Genomic DNA, 21,613 nt, shown 5'->3' with positions numbered 1-21,613 from the left:
CGGCCATCTTCGCAGGAATGCCGTCATGGCCTCGCGCATCGGCCGATGATCCGCCATCGAACCTCCCTGCAACGGGGAACGAATCCGCCGCATCCGGCTCTGTGAAATCAAGTCCCACCGCAGCCCTCGAACGGAGACCATCATCCATGACCACCACGCGCGACAGCATCGCCGACATCTGGGGCGACCGCACGCCCTATGGCCCCGACTCGGCCTGGCCGGTCAGGGTGGACCAGCGCACCGTCGAAGAGCCGCAGCAGTGGGTGCAGTCGGCCTGCGTGCTGTGCTCGAACGGCTGCGGCTGCGACATCGGCGTGAAGGACGGGCGCATCGTCGGCGTGCGCGGCCGCGCCGAGGACGTGGTCAACCGCGGCCGGCTCGGGCCGAAGGGCTTGCATGGCTGGGAAGCGAACAACAGCGCCGACCGCCTGCTGACGCCGCTGATCCGGCAAGGCGGGCGGCTGCAGCCAGCCACCTGGGACGATGCCATGGCGCTCATCGTGCAGAAGGCCCGGGAGGCAAAGGAGAAATACTCCGCCGGCGCCCTCGGCTTCTACACCTCGGGCCAGCTGTTCCTGGAGGAGTACTACACCCTCGGCGTCATTGGCAAGGCAGGGCTCGGCACGCCGCACATGGATGGCAATACCCGCCTGTGCACGGCGACGGCAGCCGCGGCGCTGAAGGAAACCTTCGGCAGCGACGGCCAGCCCGGCACCTACTTCGACATCGATGCCACCGACTGCATCCTCATGACCGGACACAACATGTCGGCCACCGACACCGTGCTCTGGACGCGGGTGCTGGACAGGCGGCGCGGGCCGCAGCCGCCGAAGCTGATCGTCATCGACCCGCGCGCCACCATGACCGCGAGGGAAGCGGACCTGCATCTCGCGCCGCGGCTCGGCACCAACGTGGCGGTGCTGAACGGCCTGCTGCATCTGCTGATCGCCCGCGGCTACGCCGACACCGAATTCCTGGAACGCCATACCATCGGCTTCGCCCGGCTGAAGCAGGTGGTGGCCGAGTATCCGCCCGAGGCGGTGGCGCGCATCTCCGGCGTGCCGGCCGCCGACCTGATGCGGGCGGCGGAGATGATCGGCTCGTCCGGGAAGCTGCTGTCGACCTGCCTGCAGGGCGTCTATCAGTCGAACCAGGCGACCGCCGCCGCGGTCCAGGTCAACAACATCAATCTCGTGCTCGGCCGCATCGGAAGACCGGGCTGCGGCATCCTGCAGATGAACGGCCAGCCCACCTCGCAGAACACCCGCGAGGCCGGCGCCGACGGCGACCTGCCGGCCTTCCGCAACTGGGACAACATCGAGCACATCCAGGAACTGGCGCGCCTGTGGAACGTCGACCCGGCCATCATCCCGCACTGGACGCCGCCGACGCATTCATTGCAGATCTTCCGCTATTGCGAGACCGGGTCGATCCGCTTCCTGTGGATACAGGCGACCAATCCCGCCGTGTCGCTGCCCAACCTCGACCGGGTGAGAAAAATCCTGCGCCAGCCGGAACTGTTCGTCGTGGTGCAGGATGCCTTCATGACCGAGACGGCGGAACTCGCCGACGTGGTGCTGCCGACCGCGCTCTGGGGCGAGAAGACCGGCTGCTTCACCAACGTCGACCGCACCGTGCACATCAGCCACAAGGCAGTGGAGCCGCCGGGGCAGGCGCGCTCCGATCTCGACATCTTCCTCGACTTCGCCCGCCGCATGGATCTGCGCGACAAGGATGGCCAGCCGCTGATTCCGTGGACCACGCCGGAACAGGCATTCGAAGCCTGGAAGGCGTGCACCCGAGGGCGGCCCTGCGATTACACCGGCCTCAGCTATGCCAAGCTGAGCCGGGGTTCCGGCATCTGCTGGCCCTGCAACGAGGCGCATCCCGAGGGCAACCACTATCCCTACCAGTCGCTGGTGTTCCCCACCGATCCGGACGTGTGCGAAAGCTACGGCCACGACCTCACCACCGGCGGCATGGTATCGGAGCAGGCGTACCGCGCGATGAATCCCGCCGGCCGGGCCATACTCAAGGCGGCCCACTACAAGCCGCCGGTGGAGACGGCCGATGACGCGTATCCGTTCTTCCTCACCACGGGGCGGCTGGTCTATCACTTCCACACCCGCACCAAGACCGGCCGCGCGGCGGCGCTGGCCCAGGCGGCGCCCGACGACTTCCTGCAAATTTCGCTCGAGGACGCGCAGCGGCTCGGCATCCAGGACGACGACTGGGTACGGATCACCTCGCGCCGGGGGCGGGTGGAGGCAAGGGCGCGCATCGGCGACATCCCGCCGGGCGAGGTGTTCATGCCCTTCCATTACGGTTACTGGGACAGCCCCGGCCATGCGCGCGCCGCCAATGAAATCACGCTCTACGAATGGGACCCGGTCAGCAAGCAGCCGCACTACAAGTACGCGGCGGTGAAGGTGGAGCGCATCGATGCGCCGAGCGTGGCGCAGCCGCAGGAAGTCAGCCTGAACCCGCTGGGCGAGCCGGCCCGGAGCGGCCTCGCGGAAGCGACGGCGGAGATCAAGGAAGCGCTGGCCAGGGGCGTGGCCGAAGTCAAGCCGAAGCGGGCCCATGTGGCCGACTACATCGGCCTGCTGCAGGAAAGCGAACGGCGGCTGGTCAAGGGTTTCGAACAGGCGCGCGCCACCCACCCCGACGAACCGGACATCGGCCCGCTGTGCGCGCTGTTCGCCTCCTGGTCGCAGGAGTCGGCACAGGCGCTCGATCCCTTCGTCGCCCGCTACGGCGAACGGCGCGAAGGCGAGCCGGAGCGGCTGGACCAGGCCCTGCTGGTGCAGCGCAGTCAGGGCGGCTTCGACATGCTGCGCGACCTGCACGATCTCTGGCTGATGGTGAATGAAAGCCTGATTTCGCTGGATGCGCTGGAACAGGCGGCGCGCTCCTTGCATGACAAGGCCTTCGAGGAAGCGATCACGTCGATACGGGAGAAGAACAGCCGCCAGGCTACCTGGCTGCGGACCCGCATCCGGCAGGCGGCGCCGCAGACGCTGGTGGTGCCGTCCTGATAGGCGGCTGGCGACGCGATTTTTTAGCGTCGCCGCCTGCCGACTTTCAGCGTGATCAGCCGCGATGCTGGCGGTCGTGCCGCTCGTGGCGGATGCGCTGCGATTCGCGGTTCTCCGCGCGCTGGATGCGTCGCTGCTCGCGGGCGCCGACATGGTTGTCGCGGCCGGCCACGGCTTCGCGCGCGTCGATGCGTGACTCGCCTCGCTCCAGCCTTCCTGCTTCGCGATTGGTCAGCGAACCATCCTTGATGCCGTTCTCGATGCGCGTCTCCTGGCGGATGTTGCGCGCCACGTCGGCCTGCATGCGGCGGCTCGATGCGGAATTCGGATTGCCTGTCTGATTGTCATGGCTTTCCGCAGCGATGTCGCGGCTGGCCCGGTTCTCCATGCGGGTGATGCGGCTGCGTTCCTGCGCGTTCAGCTTGCCGTCCCTGAGCGCATTCGCTTCGGCGCGGTCGATGCGCGCTTCTTCACGCTCCAGCTTCGATACCTCGCGGGTGGTGAGCGCGCCGGACTGCAGGCCCGCTTCGATGCGCTTCTGCTGGTTGACGTCGCGCTGGACGATGTCGCCGGCGTTCTGCGCGAAGGCGGGAGCGGCTAAAGCGGCGGCAAGGGCAATCGGAAGCAGCTTGGCAAGTTTCATGATGGTCCTTTCAGGAAAGCGGGCGACGGCGCCCATGCCGGATTAACGCTCGGGCAGGCGGCGCGAAGACAGGCGATGTGTAAGCCGTGTAACCAGATGTTCACGCGCCGTCTTTCCTTCATTGCCGGTCCGGCAAGGTTCAATACGAAAAAGCCAAGGCGCTGCCCGGTCATCAAATGCGGGAATCGGGCATCATGCACGAGGATGAACCGAACAAGCCGCCACGCGACAGCATGATGCCGCGGCTTCCTGGCCACCCACGACCCTCATCAGCCCGAGAAAGCCGTAATCTATGCAAGATCGCCTTCCTTCAGAAAGCCAGCGCGCCGACGGCGGCGCCGTGCTCTGGTACAAATAGCTCGGGCCCCGCCTGATTTATCGTTGCCTACCGTCTCCATCGCGCCGCCGTTCCGGCTTTCCACCTGATCACGCCATGACAAGGCTCCGCCGGCCTGCGTCTTTGGCTTGATTGCCGCCGCTTGGCCGCTATGCTGGATGCTGCAAGCGCTCATCCTTGAACTTCACCTGCCGCTTGGAAACCAGAGGAGACATCACGCCATGAAACCCCAGGCATTCGTCGTCGAACCCGACGCTTATCCCCGCCCGCTGAACGTGGTCGGCGAACAAATCACCGTGCTGGCGCCGAACGCGGCCACGCGCGGCTACGAGATTTTCCTGCAGCGCGGCGAGGAGGGCAGCGGCCCGCCGCCGCACTTCCATGATTGGGATGAGTCGTTCTACGTGACCAAGGGTAATGTCGAGATCAGCTACGACGACAAGACCGTCGTCGCCGGCCCCGGCACGCTGGTTCACCTGCCCGCCGGGACGGTCCACGGCTTCCACTTCGGCGCAGGCGGCGGCGAAATGATTTCCGTCACCAGCGCGAATGGCCAGGCGGCCTACCTGTTCACCACCATCGACAGCGAAATCCCCGCCGGCCCGCTCGACGTGCCAAAGGTGATCGATGTGGCGATGAGGTGCGGGGTGACGGTGCCGATGGCCAATGCCTGATCGATGGCGGCGCGGTGCTACCAGCCGCCGCCCAGCGCCCGGATCGTGCCGACCGAGGCAAGCAGCCGCTGGCCCAGCACCTGTGCCGCCTGCCGCTCGGCATTGAGCAGCGACTGCTGCGCCGTGATGACGTCAAGGGCAGTCGCCACGCCGCCTTCATAGCGCGTCAGCGCCAGGTCCAGCACCCGGGAGGCGCTTTCCGCCGCCTTGAGCGCCTGGGCATGCGCCTTCTCCAGCTTCGCCATGCCGGTGATGCCGTCCTGGGCTTCCTGCATCGCTGACAGCACCACGCGGCGATAGGTGGCGGCAGCGGCTTCATGCGCGGCGCGGGCGCTGCTGACGTTGGCGCGGATGCGGCCGCCGTCGAACAGCGTTTGCGTCAGCGTGGCGCCGACCGACCAGATCAGGCTGGGCGTGCTGAAGAGCTGAGACAGCACCCGCGATTCGTCGCCGTAGTTGGCGGACAGGATGACGCTCGGGTAATACGCGGCGCTGGCAAGGCCGATCTGGGCATTGGCCACCGCCATCGCCCGTTCGGCGGCGGCCACGTCCGGGCGCCGTTCCAGGATGTCGGAAGGGATGCCGATGGGCACCTCGGGCGGACGCAGCGCGCCTGCCGCCGCCGGCAGGGAGAACGAGGGCGCCGGCGTGCCGGTGAGGGTGGCGATCGCATTCTCGAACTGCGCCCGCTGCCGGCCGAGCAGCTCCAGCTGGGTCAGCGTCGCATCGACCAGCGCCTGCTGCTGCGCCATGTCCAGTCCGGATGTCGCGCCGAGGTCGTGGCGTGACGTGGCAAGGTCGAGCACCCGCCGTTGCAGCGCCAGCGAGCGGCTGACGATGTCGATCTCGGCATCGGCGGTGCGCAGGTTGACATAGGCGGCAGCGAGATCGGCGCCCAGCAGCAGGCGCACGTTCTCGAAGTCGGCTTGCACCTGCTCGGCTGACGCCTGGGCGCCTTCCACCGCGCGCTGCACCCGGCCGAACAGGTCCAGTTCATAGCTCGCCCCTGCGGAGAGGACGAAGTCGTTCTGCACCGTCGAGAAGTTGGGCGCATTGTAGTTGTTGAGCGGCCGGTTGGCGGCGATGCGCTGGCGCGCGTCGCGGGAATTGAGCGTCACTTGCGGCAGCAGGCTGGCGGAGGCGGCGGCCAGGGCGGAGCGGGCCTGCGCCAGCCGCGCGCTGGCCACGGCGAGGGTCGGGCTGTCGGCCAGCGCCTTGCGCTGCAGGGCATCGAGCTGCGGATCGCCGAAGCGGCTCCACCATTCGCCCTTGGGCGCGGCGTCGCTCGGATCGGCCGGCTTCCACGGCGCCTCGGTCTTCCAGGCGGCCGGCATGCTCACGTCAGGCTTGCGGTAGTCGGGGCCGGCGGCGCATCCGGCCAGCGCCGCCGACGCCAGCGCCAATGCGGCAGGGCGCCGCCAATCCAACCGCACCCGCATCATGAGGCGGCCTTCGGGTTGCCGCTGGCGTTGCCGGCCGGCGCGTCGGCGGCGATTTCCACCGCGTCGCCATCGCGCAGCGCATCGGAGGGGTTGAGCACCAGGCGGTCGCCGGCATTCACGCCTTCGAGGATTTCCACCGACTGGCCGAAGTTGCGGCCGAGTCGAACCGCGCGCAGGTGTACCCGGCCGGAGAAATTGACCACCGCCACCTGCGGCCCCGCGCTGCGGAACAGCAGCGCATTGGTGGACACGGTGAGCGAGGCGCCGGCCTGCAGCGGCAGCGCCACCTGCACGTAGGCACCCGGCAGCAGCACATTGTCCCGGTTGGGCAGGGAAACTTCGATCTGCAGCGTGCGGCTGGCGGCATCGATGGCGCCGGCGGTGCGCGCCACTTCGCCGCGGAAGGTCTGGCCGGGCAGTTCCGGCTGCGTCACCGTCACCGCCTGGCCGGGCTTGATCATCTGCGCATACGACTGCGGCACGTTGATGTAGATGCGCAGGGGGTCGGTCTGGGTCAGCACGAACAGGCTGCGGCCGCTGCCGCCGCCGGCATCGATGAGGTCGCCGACATCGACGTTGCGGCGGGTGATGACGCCGGCGAAGGGCGCGACGATGCGCTTGAAGCTTTCCAGCTGGCGCAGGCGCTCGACGTTGGCGTCGGCGGCGGCGAGGTTGGCCCTGGCCTGGGCGAAGGCGCTGCGCCGCTCGTCCAGGTCCTGCTGCGATACCGCGTCCTTCTTGCGCAGCGCCTCCCAGCGCTCCACCGTGCTCTTGGCCAGCGCCAGGCTGGACGCGGTCTGCTCGCGCGCGGCGATGGCCTGGGTCAGCTGCTGGTCGATCTCCGGCGTGTCGATCTCCGCCAGCAGTTCGCCCTTCTTCACCTGGCTGCCGATGTCCCGGGTCCAGCGCCGCAGGTAGCCGCTGGCGCGCGCCGCCACCGGCGACTGCACCTGGCCTTGCAGCGTGCCGGGCAGCACCAGCGACTGACCCGCCGCCCCGGCCTTGGGCTGGGTGACTTTCACATACTGCTTCGCCTGGGTGGCGGCGCGCTCCTGCAGTTCCTGCGACGTCGCCATGCGGCTCAGCACGGTGCGTCCGGCGCCGAGGGCGAGCGCGACGCCGGCGATGATCAGCACCAGCTTCGAGCGCGCCAGCACGCGGCGCCGGGTCGGTTCGTCGACAGGCGTTGAGGCCGCCTCGCTGCCTGCATGCTGCTCGGGTGTCATTGCTTGCTCTCTCTTGGTATCAGTCATGGTGGATTGCCGGTTTGGCGGGGCGCCGCCGCGCCAGGCGTTCATGCACGCCGGCGAACACCACCGGCACGAACAGCAGCGTCGAGATGGTGGCAAACACCAGGCCGCCGATCACCGCGCGGCCCAGCGGCGCGTTCTGCTCGCCGCCCTCGCCCAGGCCGAGCGCCATCGGGATCATGCCGATGATCATCGCCAGCGCCGTCATCAGCACCGGCCGGATGCGGGTCGCGCCGCCTTCCAGCGCCGCCCGCGCCACCGCGATGCCCTGCGCCCGCCGCTCCCGGGCGAAGGCCACCAGCAGGATGCTGTTGGCGGTGGCCACGCCGACGGTCATGATGGCGCCGGTGAGGGCCGGCACGCTCAGCGTGGTGCCGGTGATGAACAGCATCCAGGCGATGCCGGCCAGCGCCGCCGGCAGCGCGGCGATGACGATGGCGGCATCGATCCAGGACTGGAAATTCACGACGATCAGCAGGTAGACCAGCACGATGGCCATCGCCAGGCCGACCAGCAGGCCGGTGAAAGAGGCTTGCATGGTCTCCACTTGGCCGCGCACGGCGATCTGGCTGCCGCGCGGCAGCTTGGCGCGCAGCGCCTCCACCTGCTTGTTCACCTGGCGCGCCACGCTGGCGAGGTCGGTGCCCTGCACGCTGATGTAGACGTCGACCGTCGGCAGCAGGTTGTAGCGCGACACCACCGCCAGGCTCTGCGCCGGCGCGGCGGTGGCGAGGTTGCCGAGCAGCTGCGGCGCGCTGCCGGCCGCGCCGCCCGTGGCCACCGGGATGTTGAGCAGCGCATCGAGCGAATCGATCTGGTGCTGCGGCGTCTGGATGGCGACGTTGTACACCACGCCGTTCTGCGGATTGAGCCAGAAGGCGGGCGACGTCTGCGAGCTGCCGGAGAGCGCGATCAGCAGGTTCTGGCCGACGTTGGCAGCGCTCAGGCCCACCTGCTGCAAACGCGAACGGTCGACCCGCAGGTCGATCGCCGGGCTGTTCAGGCGCTGATGCACGTGGGCGTCGACCGCGCCGGGAATGCCGCGCACCGCCTGCACCAGCTCCGCCGCCAGCGCAGCGTTGCTGGCGATGTCGTTGCCGCTGAACTGCACGTCGATGGCGGCCGGCAGGCCGAAGTTGAGGATCTGGGTGATGATGTCGGCCGGCTGGAAGAAGAACTCCACGCCGGGGAAGCGCTTCGGCAGTTCGGTGCGCAGCAGCGTCACCAGGTCGGCGGTGGGGCGGTGCGATTCATGCAGCGAGATCAGGATCTCGCCGTCCAGCGTGCCGATGGTGCCGGCGTTGCTGTAGGAAAGGTTGATGCCGCTGTTGGGCACGCCGAGGTTGTCAAGGATGGTGTCGAGCTCGTGCGCGGGAATCAGCTGGCGAATGGCGCCTTCCACCCGGTCGGCCAGCAGCGCGGTTTCCTCGATGCGGGTGCCGGTGGGCGCGCGCATGTGCAGCCGGATCTGGCCGCCGTCGACGCTGGGGAAGAAGTCCTGGCCGAGCAGCGGATAGAGCAGGCAGGACAGCAGCGAGAACAGGGAGAAGCCGACGGCGAAGGCGCGGCGCCGGGCGAGCAGGGCGCCGAGCACCACGGTGTAGGCGCCCCGCACCTGCTCGAAGCGCCGGTCGAAGGCCAGGTACACCCGCTGCAGCGCAGACGGCGCGCCGGCTTCCTGTCCATGGACGCCGCGCATGAACAGCATCACCAGCGTCGGCACCAGGGTGCGCGACAGGAAGTAGGAGGCGGCCATCGCGAATACCACCGACTCCGCCAGCGGCACGAACAGGAAGCGCGCCACACCGGAGAGGAAGAACATCGGCACGAAGACGATGCAGATGCAGAGCGTGGCGACGAACACCGGGACGCCGATCTCGCCGGCGCCGTTGATGATGGCATCATCCAGCGTCGCGCCTTCATGCAGGTGGCGCTCGATGTTCTCGATCGTCACGATGGCCTGGTCCACCAGAATGCCGACCGACAGCGCCAGGCCGCCGAGCGTCATCAGGTTCAGGGTCTGGCCCAGCGCCTTGAGCATCAGGATGGAACTCAGGATGGAAAGCGGGATGGTGAGCGCGATGATCAGCGTGCTGCGCCAGTTCCCGAGGAACAGCAGCACCATGGCCGCCGTCAGCGCGGCGGCGATCACCGCTTCGGTCACCACGCCCTTGACCGCCGCCTCGACGAAGACCGACTGGTCGAACAGCGGCGTGATCTTCACGTCCGCCGGCAGCAGGCCGGCGGCGGCCGGCAGGATGGCGCGCAGGTTGGCGACGATGTCGAGGGTGGAGGCGCCGCCGTTCTTCAGCACCGACAGCAGCACGCCGCGCTCGCCGTCGCGGCGCACGATATTGGTTTGCGGCGAGAAGCCGTCGCGCACCTGCGCCACGTCCTTGACATAGGTGGTCACGCCGGCGCTGGTGCGCACCGGCAGGTCGTTCAGGCCGGCGATGGCGTCGGGCGAGCCGTTCATGCGCACGGTGTACTCGGTCTCGCCGAGCTTGGCGGTGCCGGAGGGCAGGATCAGGTTCTGGGTATTGACCGCATTCACCACGTCGATCGGCGCCATGCCGCGCGCCTGCAGCGCCTGGGTGTCGAGGTCGACCGACACCAGCCGGATCTTGCCGCCGTAGGGGAAGGGCACCGCCACGCCCGGAATCGTGATGAGCTGCGGCCGCAGCTGGTTCACCGCCGCGTCGAACACGGCCTGCTCCGGCAGGGTGGGGCTGGACAAGGCCAGTTGGATCACCGGGATGCTGGAGGCGGAGTACTTGATGATGAGCGGCGGCGTGGTGCCGGGCGGCAGCTGGCGCACCTGGGTCTGCATCGCCGCCACCGTCTGCGCGATCGCGGTCTGGATGTTGGCCGAGGGCTGGAAGAAGACCTTGATCACCGTGACGCCGGACAGCGATTGCGACTCGATGTGTTCGATGTCGCTCACCGTGGTGGTCAGGCCGCGCTCCGATTGCCCGGCGATGCGCTGTCCCATTTCCTGGGCCGACAGGCCGTTGTAGTTCCAGATGATGCTGATGACCGGGATGTCGATCTCCGGAAAGATGTCGGTCGCCATGTTGCGAAGCGCAAAAGGCGTCATCAGCACGATCAGCATGGCCATCACGATGAACGTGTACGGGCGGCGCAGCGCGAGTTTGACCATGGGATTGCCAGGGGGAATGATTAGTAAGCTTATTATATATTGCAAAAACGCAATAGTGGGCGCTTACCCGGTTCGGCTGAAGGATCATTGTACTTGGCCGCCTGGGCCTTGGCGCCACCGTCTCGAAACCAATCGCCGACGGGCCGGCCCGCGCCCGGTCGCCAGGATATTTGGCTGCGATTGCCGCTCTAACTCCGCCTGGCGCGCCCGGGTGCGCCAGGCCGAACGACCCTGAAAGGAGTGTGGCATGAAACGCAAAATCGGAAATTCCGGCATCGAGGTGGCGCCGCTCGCCTTCGGCGGCAACGTGTTCGGCTGGACCGCCGACGAGGCGACGTCGTTTTCCCTGCTGGACCGCTTCGTCGATGCCGGCATGGATCTGATCGATACCGCCGACGTCTACTCGCGCTGGGCGCCGGGGCATGCCGGCGGCGAGTCGGAGAGCGTCATCGGCAAGTGGCTCAAGCGCGGCGGCAAGCGCCACCGGGTGATCATCGCAACGAAGGTCGGCATGGACATGGGCGAGGGCAGGAAAGGATTGCGCCCGGACTATATCCGGCAGGCGGTGGAGGCGTCGCTGCGCCGGCTGCAGACCGATTACATCGACCTGTACCAGGCCCATGCCGACGACCCGGATACGCCGCTCGAGGACACCCTGGGCGCATTTGCCGATCTGGTGACGCAGGGGAAGGTGCGCGTCATCGGCGCGTCCAACTACACGGCGGAAAGGCTGCGGCAGGCTGCCGATATCAGCCGCCGGGACGGACACCCGTCCTACCAGAGCCTGCAGCCGCATTACAACCTGGTCGAGCGGGCAGACTTCGAGGCCAAGCTGGCGCCGGTCTGCGCCGCGCAGGGAATCGGCGTGATCCCCTATTACAGCCTGGCCAGCGGCTTCCTGACCGGCAAGTACCGCTCGCAGCAGGACCTCGGCAAGAGCGTGCGCGGACAGGGCGTCGCCAAATACCTGGATGCGCGCGGCATGCGCATCCTGGCCGCGCTGGATGAAGTCGGGCGGCGCGCCGACGCCACGCCGGCGCAGGTGGCGCTGGCCTGGCTGATGGCCCAGCCGACCATTACCGCGCCGATCGCCAGCGCCACCAGCGTGGCGCAGCTGGAGCAGCTGATCGGGGCGGCGCGACTGCAACTGACGCAGGAGGATCTGGACCTGCTTGGCGAGGCGTCAGCGGTTGCGGATTGAACGCCGGAATCGATCGGGCCGCGTCGAGCAGGCTGCGAGCCAGGATCGACGCAGCGGGACAAGCCGAATCGAATCGGCGCGAAGCGGCGCCTGCATGCCGCCGCCCAGGCTGCCATGACCAATCCGCCAGACCGGCCTCAACCGGGATTGACCTGGATCATGCACTGCCGAACCGCCCGGTGGTCTGATGGTCGCTGCGCAGTCCTTGCACGGGTCGCCCCGCCGCTGCCGGCGCGCGCATCGGTTGCTCCGTTTCAAGGGCCTTTCCATGAGGCGCCAGCGGAGATGCCGGCCGTCCCGAGGAGTCTGTCCGCCACCCTCTCATCGAAAAGGAGACCGCATGGCCCGCCGACTGCGTCAGACCTCTGCAGCCGGGATCCTGTCACTGTGCTGCGCCCTGGCCGTGCCGGCCGTCGCCCATGCCGCCGGATTCCAGTTGAATGAAATGAGCGCCGCCAGCCTCGGCAATGCGCATGCCGGCATGGCCGCGTCGGACGATCTGAGCACCATCTTCTTCAACCCCGCCGGCCTCAGCCTGTCGTCCGGGCGCCTCTTCACGGCGAGCGCCTTCGCCATCCGGCCGTCGGCCGAGTTCGAGAACCGGGGTTCGGTGTCGGCCCTCGGCACGCCGCTGACGGGCGGCAACGGCGGCGACGCCGGCAAGTGGGCGCCGGTGCCCGCGCTTTACTACGCGACGGACCTCGGCTATCCGGGGCTGCGCCTCGGCCTCGGTCTCCAGGTGCCGTTCGGCCTGTCCACCGAATACGAGAGCGGCTGGGTCGGCCGTTACCAGGCGCTGAAGTCTTCCCTCATGACGGTCAACATCAGCCCGGTGGTCTCTTACCAAGTGAATGAACGGCTGGCGCTCGGCGCCGGCGTGAGCGCGCAGTATGTCGATGTGGAGCTGACGCGGGCCATCGACTTCGGCGCCGCCTGCGCGGCCACGGCCGGCGCCGCCGCCTGCGCCGGCGCGGGACTGCGGCCCCAAGCCAGCGACGGCCTGGCCACGGTCAAGGGCAAGGACTGGGCTTTCGGCTTCAACCTGGGCGCCGTGTTCACGCCCGCCGCCGGCAGCCGCGTCGGCGTCGCCTACCGCTCCAAGATCAGCCATTCGCTGACGGGCGATGCCCGCTTCGACAAGCCGGCAGGATTGCCGGGGCCGCTCGCCGCATCGCCCTCGTTCACCAATACCGGCGCCCGCGCCGGCATCGATCTGCCGGAATCGGTCAGCGTCAGCGGGCAGGTCGAGCTTGATGCGCGCTGGACGCTGCTGGCCGACGCCACCTGGACCCACTGGAGCCGCTTCAATGAGCTGCGCGTCCGCTTCGACAATGGCGCGCCGGACAACGTGACCGCCGAGGAATGGCGCAATACCGTGCGGCTCAGCCTGGCAGCGAATTACCGGCTGAACGAGCGCTGGAAACTGCGCGGCGGCGTGGCCTGGGACCCGTCGCCGGTCCGCACCGAATTCCGGACGCCGCGCATTCCGGACAACGACCGCACCTGGCTGGCCTTCGGCGTGCAGTACCGGCTGTCGCCCAACGCCAGCTGGGATGTCGGCTACGCGCACCTGTTCGTCAAGGATGCCGCCATCGACAAGCGGGAACCGCCGCTCGGCGGGCGCCTGACCGGCGAGTACAGCAGTTCGGTGAACATCCTGAGCGTGCAGTACAACCATGCGTTTTAGGGAATCGGGCAGCGTTCAGGACCCGAGCTGCCTCGTCCATTTGCGCTCGAAGTCCCTCTGCTTGAAATGCTGGATTCCGTCAATGCCAGGCGCCTGGCATTGCGTTCCACCAAGCTGGCGTGCAGCCGCTCTTCCAGCGCGTTCAGCCCCCGGCTCGCCTCTGCGGTGGAAACGCCCAGCGCCTCGGCGGCCTTGGAAAGGCTAACCTGTTCGGCAATCAGCGCCAGCAGTCCAAGTTGTTCCCAGCGGTTCAATTTCCGGCACCCCGCTTTCACGTCGCGCGGAAAAGTCTTTTACATTAGTAAGGTTCCCTGACCAGATCTATTCACTTATAGTACTCCCGGGGGAAGACGTGCAGCAGGAACCGGCTGTCTGCCGAAGGAAATCCGAAGGCGGGCTTTCAGCAAAATCATGAACGGACGAAGGCGATATGCGCAACCTTAACGAAGACACCATCACCCAAGCCGTGCTCGCGCGCCATGCGGGCATGTCCAACGAACGCCTGCGCGAGGTCATGACCAGACTGGTCCAGCACCTGCACGCATTCGCGCGCGAAGTGAAGCTGACCGAGGCGGAGTGGGCGGCGGGCATACAGTTTCTGACGGAAACCGGCCACATGTGCAGCGACAAGCGGCAGGAGTTCATCCTGCTGTCGGACACGCTCGGACTATCCATGCTGGTGACGGCGCAGAACAACAGCAAGCCGGAAGGCTGCACCGAATCCACGGTGTTCGGCCCCTTCCACGTCGAAGGTTCGCCGGAGCACCAGCTCGGCGACGACATCGCCAACGGCGCCAAGGGCGAGCCCTGTTTCGTGAGCGGCAGGGTGCGCGGCATCGATGGCAAGCCGGTGCCGCATGCCCGCATGGAAGTGTGGCAAGCGGACGAAGACGGCTTCTACGATGTGCAGTACGCCGGACAGGATGAACACCGCGCCCGGGCGACCCTCCACAGCGATGCCGACGGCCGCTACCATTTCCGCACCATCGTCGCCAATCCCTATCCGATCCCGCACGACGGCCCGGTCGGCCGCATGCTGGAGGCGCTCGGCCGCCATCCGTGGCGTCCGGCCCACCTGCACTTCATGATCCAGGCCGAGGGATACGAGCGGCTGATCACCCACGTCTTTCGCAATGGCGACCGGTACCTCGATTCGGATGCGGTGTTCGGCGTGCGGTCGACGCTGATCGCCGACTGGGTGCGCCATGACGCCGGTATCGCTCCCGACGGCAGCCGCGTGGACACGCCTTTTTACACACTGGATTACGACTTCGTCCTGAACCCGATCGAAGGGAGGGCAGCCGCATGAATGAGTTCATTTACACCAGTCCGGCCTCGCGTGTGGTCTTCGGCGCCGGCAGCCTGCGCCACCTGGAGCGGGAGATCGACCTCATCGGCGCGCGCCGGGCCCTGGTGCTGTCGACGCCGGAGCAGCGCGCGAGCGCGGAGCAGGTCGCCGCGATGATCGGCGACCGCTGCGCCGGCATCTTCGACCGCGCGGTGATGCACGTGCCGATCGAAACCGCCCGCGAGGCCCGCGAGGCGGCCCGCCAGGCGCAGGCTGACTGTGCGATCGCCATCGGCGGCGGCTCCACGACCGGACTGGGCAAGGCCATCGCGCTCGAATCGTCGCTGCCCATCGTCGCCATTCCCACCACCTACGCCGGCAGCGAGATGACGCCCATCTACGGGATTACCGAAGCCGGCCTGAAGAAGACCGGGCGCGACCCGCGCGTGCTGCCGCGGACCGTCATCTACGATCCCGAGCTGACCGTCGGACTGCCGGCGCAGCTGTCGGTCACCAGCGGCATCAATGCCATGGCCCACGCGGCCGAAGGCTTGTATGCGCAGGATGCCAATCCGATCATGAGCCTGTTCGCGGAGGAAGGCATCCGCGCGCTGGCGCAAGGATTGCCGAAAGTGCTGGCCAATCCGCATGACATCGATGCCCGCGGCCAATGCCTGTACGGCGCCTGGCTGTGCGGCGCGGTACTGGGCAACGTCGGCATGGCGCTGCACCACAAGCTGTGCCACACGCTCGGCGGCACCTACAACCTGCCGCATGCGGAAACCCATACGGTGGTGCTGCCGCATGCGCTGGCCTACAACGCGCCGGATGCGCCCGAAGCCATGCGCCGCATCGCCAAGGCGCTGGGCGCCGACGATGCCGCCGGGGGCATGTACGACCTCGCCGCCAGGCTCGGCGCGCCGCTGTCGCTGCGGGAGATCGGCATGCCGGCAGGCGAGATCGACCGCTGCGCCGACATCGCGCTGCAGAACGCCTATGCGAATCCGCGCCCGCTGCAGCGCGACGCCATCCGCGCGCTGCTAGACGACGCCTATCATGGCCGCCGCCCGGCCTCGGGCCAGGCGCGTTGACGGTGCGGTACATCGTGATGTGAAACGTGCGCGGTGAACGCGGCAGCGCCGGGCGCCCGGCGAACCTGCTGGCATCGAAAATGGTCTCGTCGGCGTCTTTCACCGATGCCGGCGAGCGCTGGCCGGCTCAGCGGAGGCCAGCGCATCGGCGCTTCCCGATCGATGCCGGAAGCCTGGCCGCGCCTCCCCGGCCGCGCCTTACTTGCCGCCGGCGTGCTCCAGGGCGATGAAGTCCTGCCTTTCCATCAGCCACGAGACCGCGAACCCGGCGACCAGTCCCCAGAAGGCGGCGCCAATATTGAGGAGGCCGAGGTCGGCCACCGTCACCAGCAGGCTGACCAGCGCACCCAGCGTGAATCTGCCGCCGCCGAACGACGCCACGAAGGCGCCCTGGAGAACACGCAGCATGGCGAGTCCGCCGAGCACCATGATGTAGGCCTTGGGCGCGGCGAGCATCAGGCCGGTGAAGGTCGGCGCCATCAGGCCGAACAGCAGGGCCAGCGTGCCGTAGGTGAATGCCGCGGTGTACTGACGGCTTCGTTCGCCGGACGACGTCATCAGCGCGTTGGTGGGGCCCGTCAGGCAGGTGCTGACCGCGCCGACCACGGCAGCCAGCAGGGAGCCGAGCCCGCATGCCACCGCGATGGCATTCACCGGCGGCTCATGGCCTGCATTCCTGAGAACGGCGACGCCCTGGCCATTCTGGACCACCAGCACGGTGATGGCCAGGGGAATGACCAGTTCGACCAGCGCGCCGGCCGACCACATCGGCGCCTGAACGAGCGGCATGGCGAAGCCGAAGCTGCCGATCGCGCCGGCGTCGAGGCGGCCGAGCAGCGCGATGGCGAGCGCGCCGATGATCAGGGCGCCGATGATCGGAGGCAGGCGCTTTCCCCATCCGGGCTTGGCCGATAGGACGAGGAAGGCGAGCACCATCGTACCGGCGATGGCGATGTCGTCGTGCAGCGCGCGCACCAGGTCGAGCCCGAAGCGGAGAAAGACGCCGGCCACCATGCCCATGACGATGGGCATCGGCAGCGACGCCATGACGCGCTTCACCCATCCGCTGGCGCCGAGGAGGAAGACGAGCGCGCCGGTCGCATAGAACGCGCCGATCACCTGCGCGAACGAGAGATGCTGCAAGGCCGGGCCGACCAGCACCGTGCCGGGAATGGTCCAGGCGAAGCCGAGCGGCGTCTTGTAGCGCCAGCTCATCGCCAGCGTGATCAGGCCGTTGATGAAGAACACGCCGAACACCCAGGAGGCGAGCTCCGCCCGGCTCAGGCCGCCGGTCGTGCCGACGGAAAGGATGATCGCCACCGGCCCGGTGGCGGCGAAGATGAAGCCGATGAGGCCGTTGGCGATGGAGGCCAGGCTGAAGTCGGCAAGCACCTGCCGCAGGAACGGCGACTGCGTGGCGGGACGTTCGAGGGGAATGGCCATGATCGGTCCGGGAAAGGATTCGGAAGCGGGGATGCGGTTGCCTGCCATTATGGCATCAAGATCCAATGCGGATGGCCGGCGGCCGGCGCGGTCGACCTGGCTCAACCGAGGCCGGGTTGCCAAGCAGGGGCTCGCCTCTCTACACTGCAGCTGGCGGGCATTGGAACCGCTCTTGAAAATCGGAAAGGCCCCGCATGACCGCCAAGCTGCTCATCATCGATCCGCAAAACGACTTCTGCGACCTGCCGGGCGCCGCGCTGCCCGTTCCCGGGGCGGATGCCGACATGAAGCGCCTGGCACGGTTCATCGCAAGTCATGCCGACAAAATGAGCAGCATTACCGTCACGCTCGATTCGCATGCGTCGGTGGCGGTGGAGCGCACTACCTTCTGGAAGACGGCGGCGGGCGGCGAAGTCGGACCCTTCACCCAGATCACCGCGGCCGACGTGCGCGCCGGCGCCTTCCTGCCGCGCGACGAAAGCCTCAGGACGGAGGTCGTCGCCATGCTCGACAAGCTGGAAGCCGGCGGCAAGTACACCCTGATGGTGTGGCCGGTGCATTGCGTGACCGGCACCTGGGGCCACAATATTCATGAATCGGTGGCGGCCGAACTGGCCGCCTGGGAGCTGGCGCATCAGCGTCCGGTGCGCAAGGTCCTCAAGGGCGAATACACCCTCTCCGAGCACTATGGCGTCTTCGAGGCCGAAGTGCCGGTGGATAGCGAGGAGAACACCCAATTCAACCGCAGGCTGGCAACCGATCTGCTGTCGGGCGCCGATCTGCTGCTCGTTGCCGGCGAAGCATCGAGCCACTGCGTGGCGGCCAGCGTCGAGCAGCTGCTGCGCTTTGCGCCTGCCTTCTCCGGAAAGCTGCCGAAGATCGCGCTCATCGGCGATTGCATGAGCCCGGTCGCCGGCTTCGAAGCCGCTGAAAAGGCATTCTTCGATCGCGTGGCCGTCCAGGGCGTGGCGCGCATCACGGCAGCGGAAGCGGCGGCGCTGCTCTCCTAGCGCCTCCTCGGATGCGTGCCGTGTATCAGTTTTCCCTGACCAGGTAGCCTTTCTTGCTCGGGTCCGGCATGCGCCAGCACACGATCAGCGCCAGCGCGCACATGGCCGTGACATACCAGTAGAAATAGGTTTCCACGTTGGCCTGCTTCAGCCACAGCGCCACATACTCGGCGGTGCCGCCGAACAGCGCATTGCCGATCGCATAGGAAAATCCGACGCCGAGCGCCCGCACCTCCGGCGGGAACATCTCCGCCTTGATCAAGCCGCTGATCGAGGTATAGAAGCTGACGATGCACAGCGCCGCCAATACCAGTCCGAAGGCGGCATAGGGGCTGGACACATGGCTCAGGGCGCTGAGCAGCGGCACGGTGAAGATCGTGCCGAGCACGCCGAAGAACAGCATGGAGGTGCGTCGGCCGATGCGGTCCGAGAGGGCGCCGAATGCCGGCTGCAGCACCATGTAGAAGAACAGTGCGCAGGTCATCACGAAGCTGGCCGTCTTGGCATCCATGCCGGCGGTGTTCACCAGGTACTTCTGCATGTAGGTGGTGAAGGTATAGAAGATGAGGGAGCCGCCGGCGGTGAAGCTGACCACCGTGAGGAAGGCGCGCTTGTGCTGGCGCAGTCCCTGCAGCGTGCCTGCCTCCTTGCGGCTGCGCGTCGCCTCGCTCGACGTCTCGCTGAGCGAGCGGCGCAGGAACAGTGCCACGACCGCCGCCAGGGCGCCCAATGCGAAGGGAATGCGCCAGCCCCATTGCTTGAGCTGATCGTCGGTCAGCAACTGCTGCAGCACTACCAGCACCAGCACCGCCAGCAGTTGTCCGCCGATCAGCGTCACGTACTGGAAGGAGGCGAAGAAGCCGCGCCGTCCGTGCAGGCTGACCTCGCTCATGTAGGTGGCGCTGGTGCCGTATTCGCCGCCGACCGACAGGCCCTGCAGCAGCCTGGCCACCAGCAGCAGGACGGGCGCGGCCACGCCAATGGATGCATAGGTCGGCAGGCAAGCCACCATGAGCGAGCCGCCGCACATCATGAACACCGACACCATCATTGCGTAGCGCCTGCCGCGCCGGTCGGCGAGGCGGCCGAAGAACCAGCCGCCGATGGGGCGCATCAGGAAGCCGGCGGCGAACACGCCGGCGGTGTTGAGCAACTGGGTGGTCGCGTTTCCCTTGGGGAAGAACTCGGACGCGAAGTAGATCGAACAGAAGGAGTAGACGTAGAAGTCGAACCATTCGACCAGGTTGCCCGACGAGGCGCCGACGATGGCCATCACCCGGCGCCGGGTATCGGCGCTGTCGTGGTGCCCGAGGTCGCCGCCCGCGGCTTGTGCGGTGGTAGGGGGATTCATGCTGTTTCGCCTTTGCGGAGAAAGGGTTGCTTAACGGTCGACGGCAGGCACGCCTGCCGCTTTTTTCATGCTTTTAAAATCGACAACACGGGAAGTCGCTTGTTCCCGGTCCTTCTTCCGTCGGTTTTGCGTTGGGGCCGAGCCAGCCTCATGGATTGGACGACTGGTTCCGCGGCAGGCCCGCGCCTGTCGAACAGGCAATGGCAGCCCGTTCCTGCCGGACAGCATCGGACACGCCGCTGTCATGAAGTTGACATATTCATCACCTAAGATCACGGGCTTTGTGCGTCCGGCAACCTCGATGCGGCATGAAGCCGTTCGAAGAAGGAGCCGGGACGACGCGCATCGCCAACGAGGAGCGCCAGGTGCTATCGAAGAAACGTCGAATCAAAACCCGTTTGTGGACCGCCTTCGCCATCCTGATCGGACTGCTTGCCTGCTGCATCGCCCTGGCTTTATGGCGCTTGAGCGAGGTGAACCGCATGGCCGGCCATCTCGTCAACGACAAGCTGAAGAAGCAGCAGATGACGGCCGACTGGCTGTCCGCCGTGAAGCTGAACACGGTGCGGGCGATCGCATTGGCAAAGAGCGATAGCCTGGAGCTGGCGGAGTTCTACGGCCGGCAGGTGGCCCAGGGCGACGCCGAGATCGCGGAGATGCGCAGGCAGCTGAATGCCTTGCCGCTGCTGCCGGAGGAGGCGCATCTCGTCGCCCAGGCCGGCGCCGCAAGCGTTCGCTTTACCGAGCAGCGAGACAAGGTATTCGCGTTGAAAAGCATGGGCCGCACCAATGAGGTCGAGGAACTGGTTCCGGCTCAACTCGAACCCTTGAGCGCTGCGCATGAAGCGAAGATACGGCAGCTGCTCGCCTTCCAGAAGCAGCAGGCCGACCTGATCGCGAGCCGTTCCAGGGCGGCGTACCCGGAAAGCTGCCTGATACTGGGTGCATTGGGCGTGGCCGCGGTATGGCTGGGCGGCTTGCTGGCATGGCGGCTGGTTCGCGCGATCATCCCGCCATTGCGGTCGGCGCAAGCCCTTGCGGCGAGGATCGCGGCCGGAAATCTGCGCGAAGCTTCGCGCGAACCAGCCGCCATGCCGCGCGATGAAATCGGCCAGCTTGTTCAGGGAATGCAGGAAATGGAAGCCAGCATGCGCCGCACGCTGATCAGCGTGCGCGACAGCGTTCTCGAATCGGACCGGGCCTCACGCAACACGATGCGGGATAACGAGGCGCTGTCGGCCCGCTTCGACGGGCAGATGGCCGCCTTCCGGAAAATCGAGCAAGCCATGGCCGAAGTCAGCGGCGCGGTTGCCGCCAATGAAGCGGATGCGCGCAGCGCCGACAGCCTGGCGCGGGCGACCGCCGATTCGGTCATCCGGAGCGGGAAGGTGGTGTCCGAAGTGATCGAGCGCATCGCCATGATCAAGCAGTCTTCCATGCAGATCGGCAGGATCACCGACGTCATCGACGGCATCGCCTTCCAGACGAATATCCTGGCCTTGAATGCCGCAGTGGAAGCGGCCCGGGCAGGAGAACACGGGCGGGGATTCGCCGTCGTGGCGAGCGAGGTTAGAAGCCTGGCCCGGCGCAGCGCCACGGCGGCCAGGGAGATCCACGACATCATCAGCCGGTCGGCCGACATCACGGAAAGCGGCAACCGTCTCGCCCAGCAAGCCGGCGACGCCATGTCCGGCGTGATTCAGGATATTCAGCAGGTGGCCCGGCTGATGAACGGCATCAAGCTTTCGAGCGAACGGCAGAATGAAAAGCTGCATGCGCTTGCAGGCATGGTCGCGCTCCTGAACGAGGAAGCGGGTGAAGGCGCGGTGCTGATGAAGAACGCCAGCGCGTCGACCGCCGCCCTGCTCGTCACATCCCATGACCTCGGCCAGGCGATCGGCGTTTTTCGCTCGACGAACGCGCCGCGCGTTTGACGGGTCCGGTCGACAGCGCTATCGATGCGCCGCGCCTGGCGCGGGAGCCGCTCAGTCTTGCCAG

At 67.3% G+C, this 21,613-nt stretch carries 15 protein-coding genes; 8 read left to right on the top strand and 7 right to left on the bottom strand.

The genetic code is table 11. The features are described from left to right. Positions 1–146: 146 nt before the first annotated feature. Positions 147–3,038, top strand: coding sequence for a molybdopterin oxidoreductase family protein (locus tag CHB88_RS07070; protein WP_089398612.1), 2,892 nt, complete (start codon positions 147–149; stop codon positions 3,036–3,038). Between the two features lie 55 nt (positions 3,039–3,093). Here the strand turns inward: CHB88_RS07070 and CHB88_RS07065 are convergent, their stop codons facing one another. Beyond that, the gene (locus CHB88_RS07065) at positions 3,094–3,681 is read right to left on the bottom strand and encodes a hypothetical protein (protein WP_089398845.1); all 588 of its coding nucleotides are present in this window, start codon (positions 3,679–3,681) and stop codon (positions 3,094–3,096) included. A gap of 558 nt (positions 3,682–4,239) precedes the next feature. Here CHB88_RS07065 and CHB88_RS07060 point away from each other — a divergent pair. Further along, positions 4,240–4,692, top strand: a complete 453-nt coding sequence (locus CHB88_RS07060) for a cupin domain-containing protein (protein ID WP_089398611.1) — start codon at positions 4,240–4,242, stop codon at positions 4,690–4,692. A 17-nt stretch (positions 4,693–4,709) separates the two neighbouring features. On the opposite strand, the gene CHB88_RS07055 is transcribed toward CHB88_RS07060, so the two are convergent. The 3 genes from CHB88_RS07055 to CHB88_RS07045 are packed head-to-tail and all read right to left on the bottom strand — an operon-like array spanning position 4,710 to position 10,544. Further along, a complete protein-coding gene (locus CHB88_RS07055) occupies positions 4,710–6,131 on the bottom strand; it encodes an efflux transporter outer membrane subunit (RefSeq protein ID WP_089398844.1) in 1,422 nt (473 codons plus the stop codon). Next, entirely contained in the window at positions 6,131–7,360 is a 1,230-nt protein-coding gene (locus tag CHB88_RS07050; RefSeq protein ID WP_089398610.1) for an efflux RND transporter periplasmic adaptor subunit, read from the bottom strand. The genes CHB88_RS07055 and CHB88_RS07050 overlap by 1 nt, the downstream gene beginning before the upstream one ends. 19 nt (positions 7,361–7,379) lie before the next feature. Further along, positions 7,380–10,544 (bottom strand): efflux RND transporter permease subunit, encoded by a 3,165-nt coding sequence (locus tag CHB88_RS07045; protein ID WP_089398609.1) that lies wholly within the window; start codon positions 10,542–10,544, stop codon positions 7,380–7,382. Positions 10,545–10,791: 247 nt separating this feature from the next. On the opposite strand from CHB88_RS07045, the gene CHB88_RS07040 reads away from it, so the two are divergent. Beyond that, a complete protein-coding gene (locus tag CHB88_RS07040) occupies positions 10,792–11,745 on the top strand; it encodes an aldo/keto reductase (protein WP_089398608.1) in 954 nt (317 codons plus the stop codon). A 340-nt stretch (positions 11,746–12,085) separates the two neighbouring features. Continuing rightward, complete coding sequence (locus CHB88_RS07035) at positions 12,086–13,432, top strand: OmpP1/FadL family transporter (protein ID WP_089398607.1); 1,347 nt, start codon at positions 12,086–12,088, stop codon at positions 13,430–13,432. Here the strand turns inward: CHB88_RS07035 and CHB88_RS07030 are convergent. Beyond that, positions 13,429–13,686: a helix-turn-helix domain-containing protein gene (locus CHB88_RS07030; RefSeq protein WP_089398606.1), complete on the bottom strand. Its 258-nt coding sequence runs from the start codon at positions 13,684–13,686 to the stop codon at positions 13,429–13,431. The two genes, CHB88_RS07035 and CHB88_RS07030, sit on opposite strands and share 4 nt — an antisense overlap. 176 nt (positions 13,687–13,862) lie before the next feature. Between CHB88_RS07030 and CHB88_RS07025 the strand changes: the two genes are divergently transcribed. After that, positions 13,863–14,741, top strand: a complete 879-nt coding sequence (locus CHB88_RS07025; RefSeq protein ID WP_089398605.1) for an intradiol ring-cleavage dioxygenase — start codon at positions 13,863–13,865, stop codon at positions 14,739–14,741. Beyond that, positions 14,738–15,811, top strand: coding sequence for a maleylacetate reductase (locus tag CHB88_RS07020; RefSeq protein WP_089398604.1), 1,074 nt, complete (start codon positions 14,738–14,740; stop codon positions 15,809–15,811). The genes CHB88_RS07025 and CHB88_RS07020 overlap by 4 nt, the downstream gene beginning before the upstream one ends. A gap of 198 nt (positions 15,812–16,009) precedes the next feature. On the opposite strand, the gene CHB88_RS07015 is transcribed toward CHB88_RS07020, so the two are convergent. Continuing rightward, positions 16,010–17,254 carry a benzoate/H(+) symporter BenE family transporter gene (locus CHB88_RS07015; RefSeq protein WP_089398843.1) on the bottom strand — a complete coding sequence of 415 codons (1,245 nt, stop codon included), beginning with the start codon at positions 17,252–17,254 and terminating at the stop codon, positions 16,010–16,012. A 194-nt stretch (positions 17,255–17,448) separates the two neighbouring features. On the opposite strand from CHB88_RS07015, the gene CHB88_RS07010 reads away from it, so the two are divergent. Continuing rightward, the gene (locus CHB88_RS07010; RefSeq protein ID WP_089398603.1) at positions 17,449–18,264 is read left to right on the top strand and encodes a cysteine hydrolase family protein; all 816 of its coding nucleotides are present in this window, start codon (positions 17,449–17,451) and stop codon (positions 18,262–18,264) included. A gap of 25 nt (positions 18,265–18,289) precedes the next feature. Here CHB88_RS07010 and CHB88_RS07005 read toward each other — a convergent pair whose 3' ends face one another. Next, a complete protein-coding gene (locus CHB88_RS07005; RefSeq protein ID WP_089398602.1) occupies positions 18,290–19,615 on the bottom strand; it encodes an MFS family transporter in 1,326 nt (441 codons plus the stop codon). Between the two features lie 308 nt (positions 19,616–19,923). Between CHB88_RS07005 and CHB88_RS07000 the strand changes: the two genes are divergently transcribed. Then, positions 19,924–21,549: a methyl-accepting chemotaxis protein gene (locus tag CHB88_RS07000; RefSeq protein WP_089398601.1), complete on the top strand. Its 1,626-nt coding sequence runs from the start codon at positions 19,924–19,926 to the stop codon at positions 21,547–21,549. The last annotated feature ends 64 nt before the right edge of the window (positions 21,550–21,613 follow it).

The sequence above is a fragment of the Noviherbaspirillum humi genome, assembly GCF_900188095.1.
Lineage (GTDB): Bacteria > Pseudomonadota > Gammaproteobacteria > Burkholderiales > Burkholderiaceae_D > Noviherbaspirillum > Noviherbaspirillum humi.
Note: the sequence above shows the minus strand (reverse complement) of the source record. Positions and strands in the feature narration are given on the sequence as shown.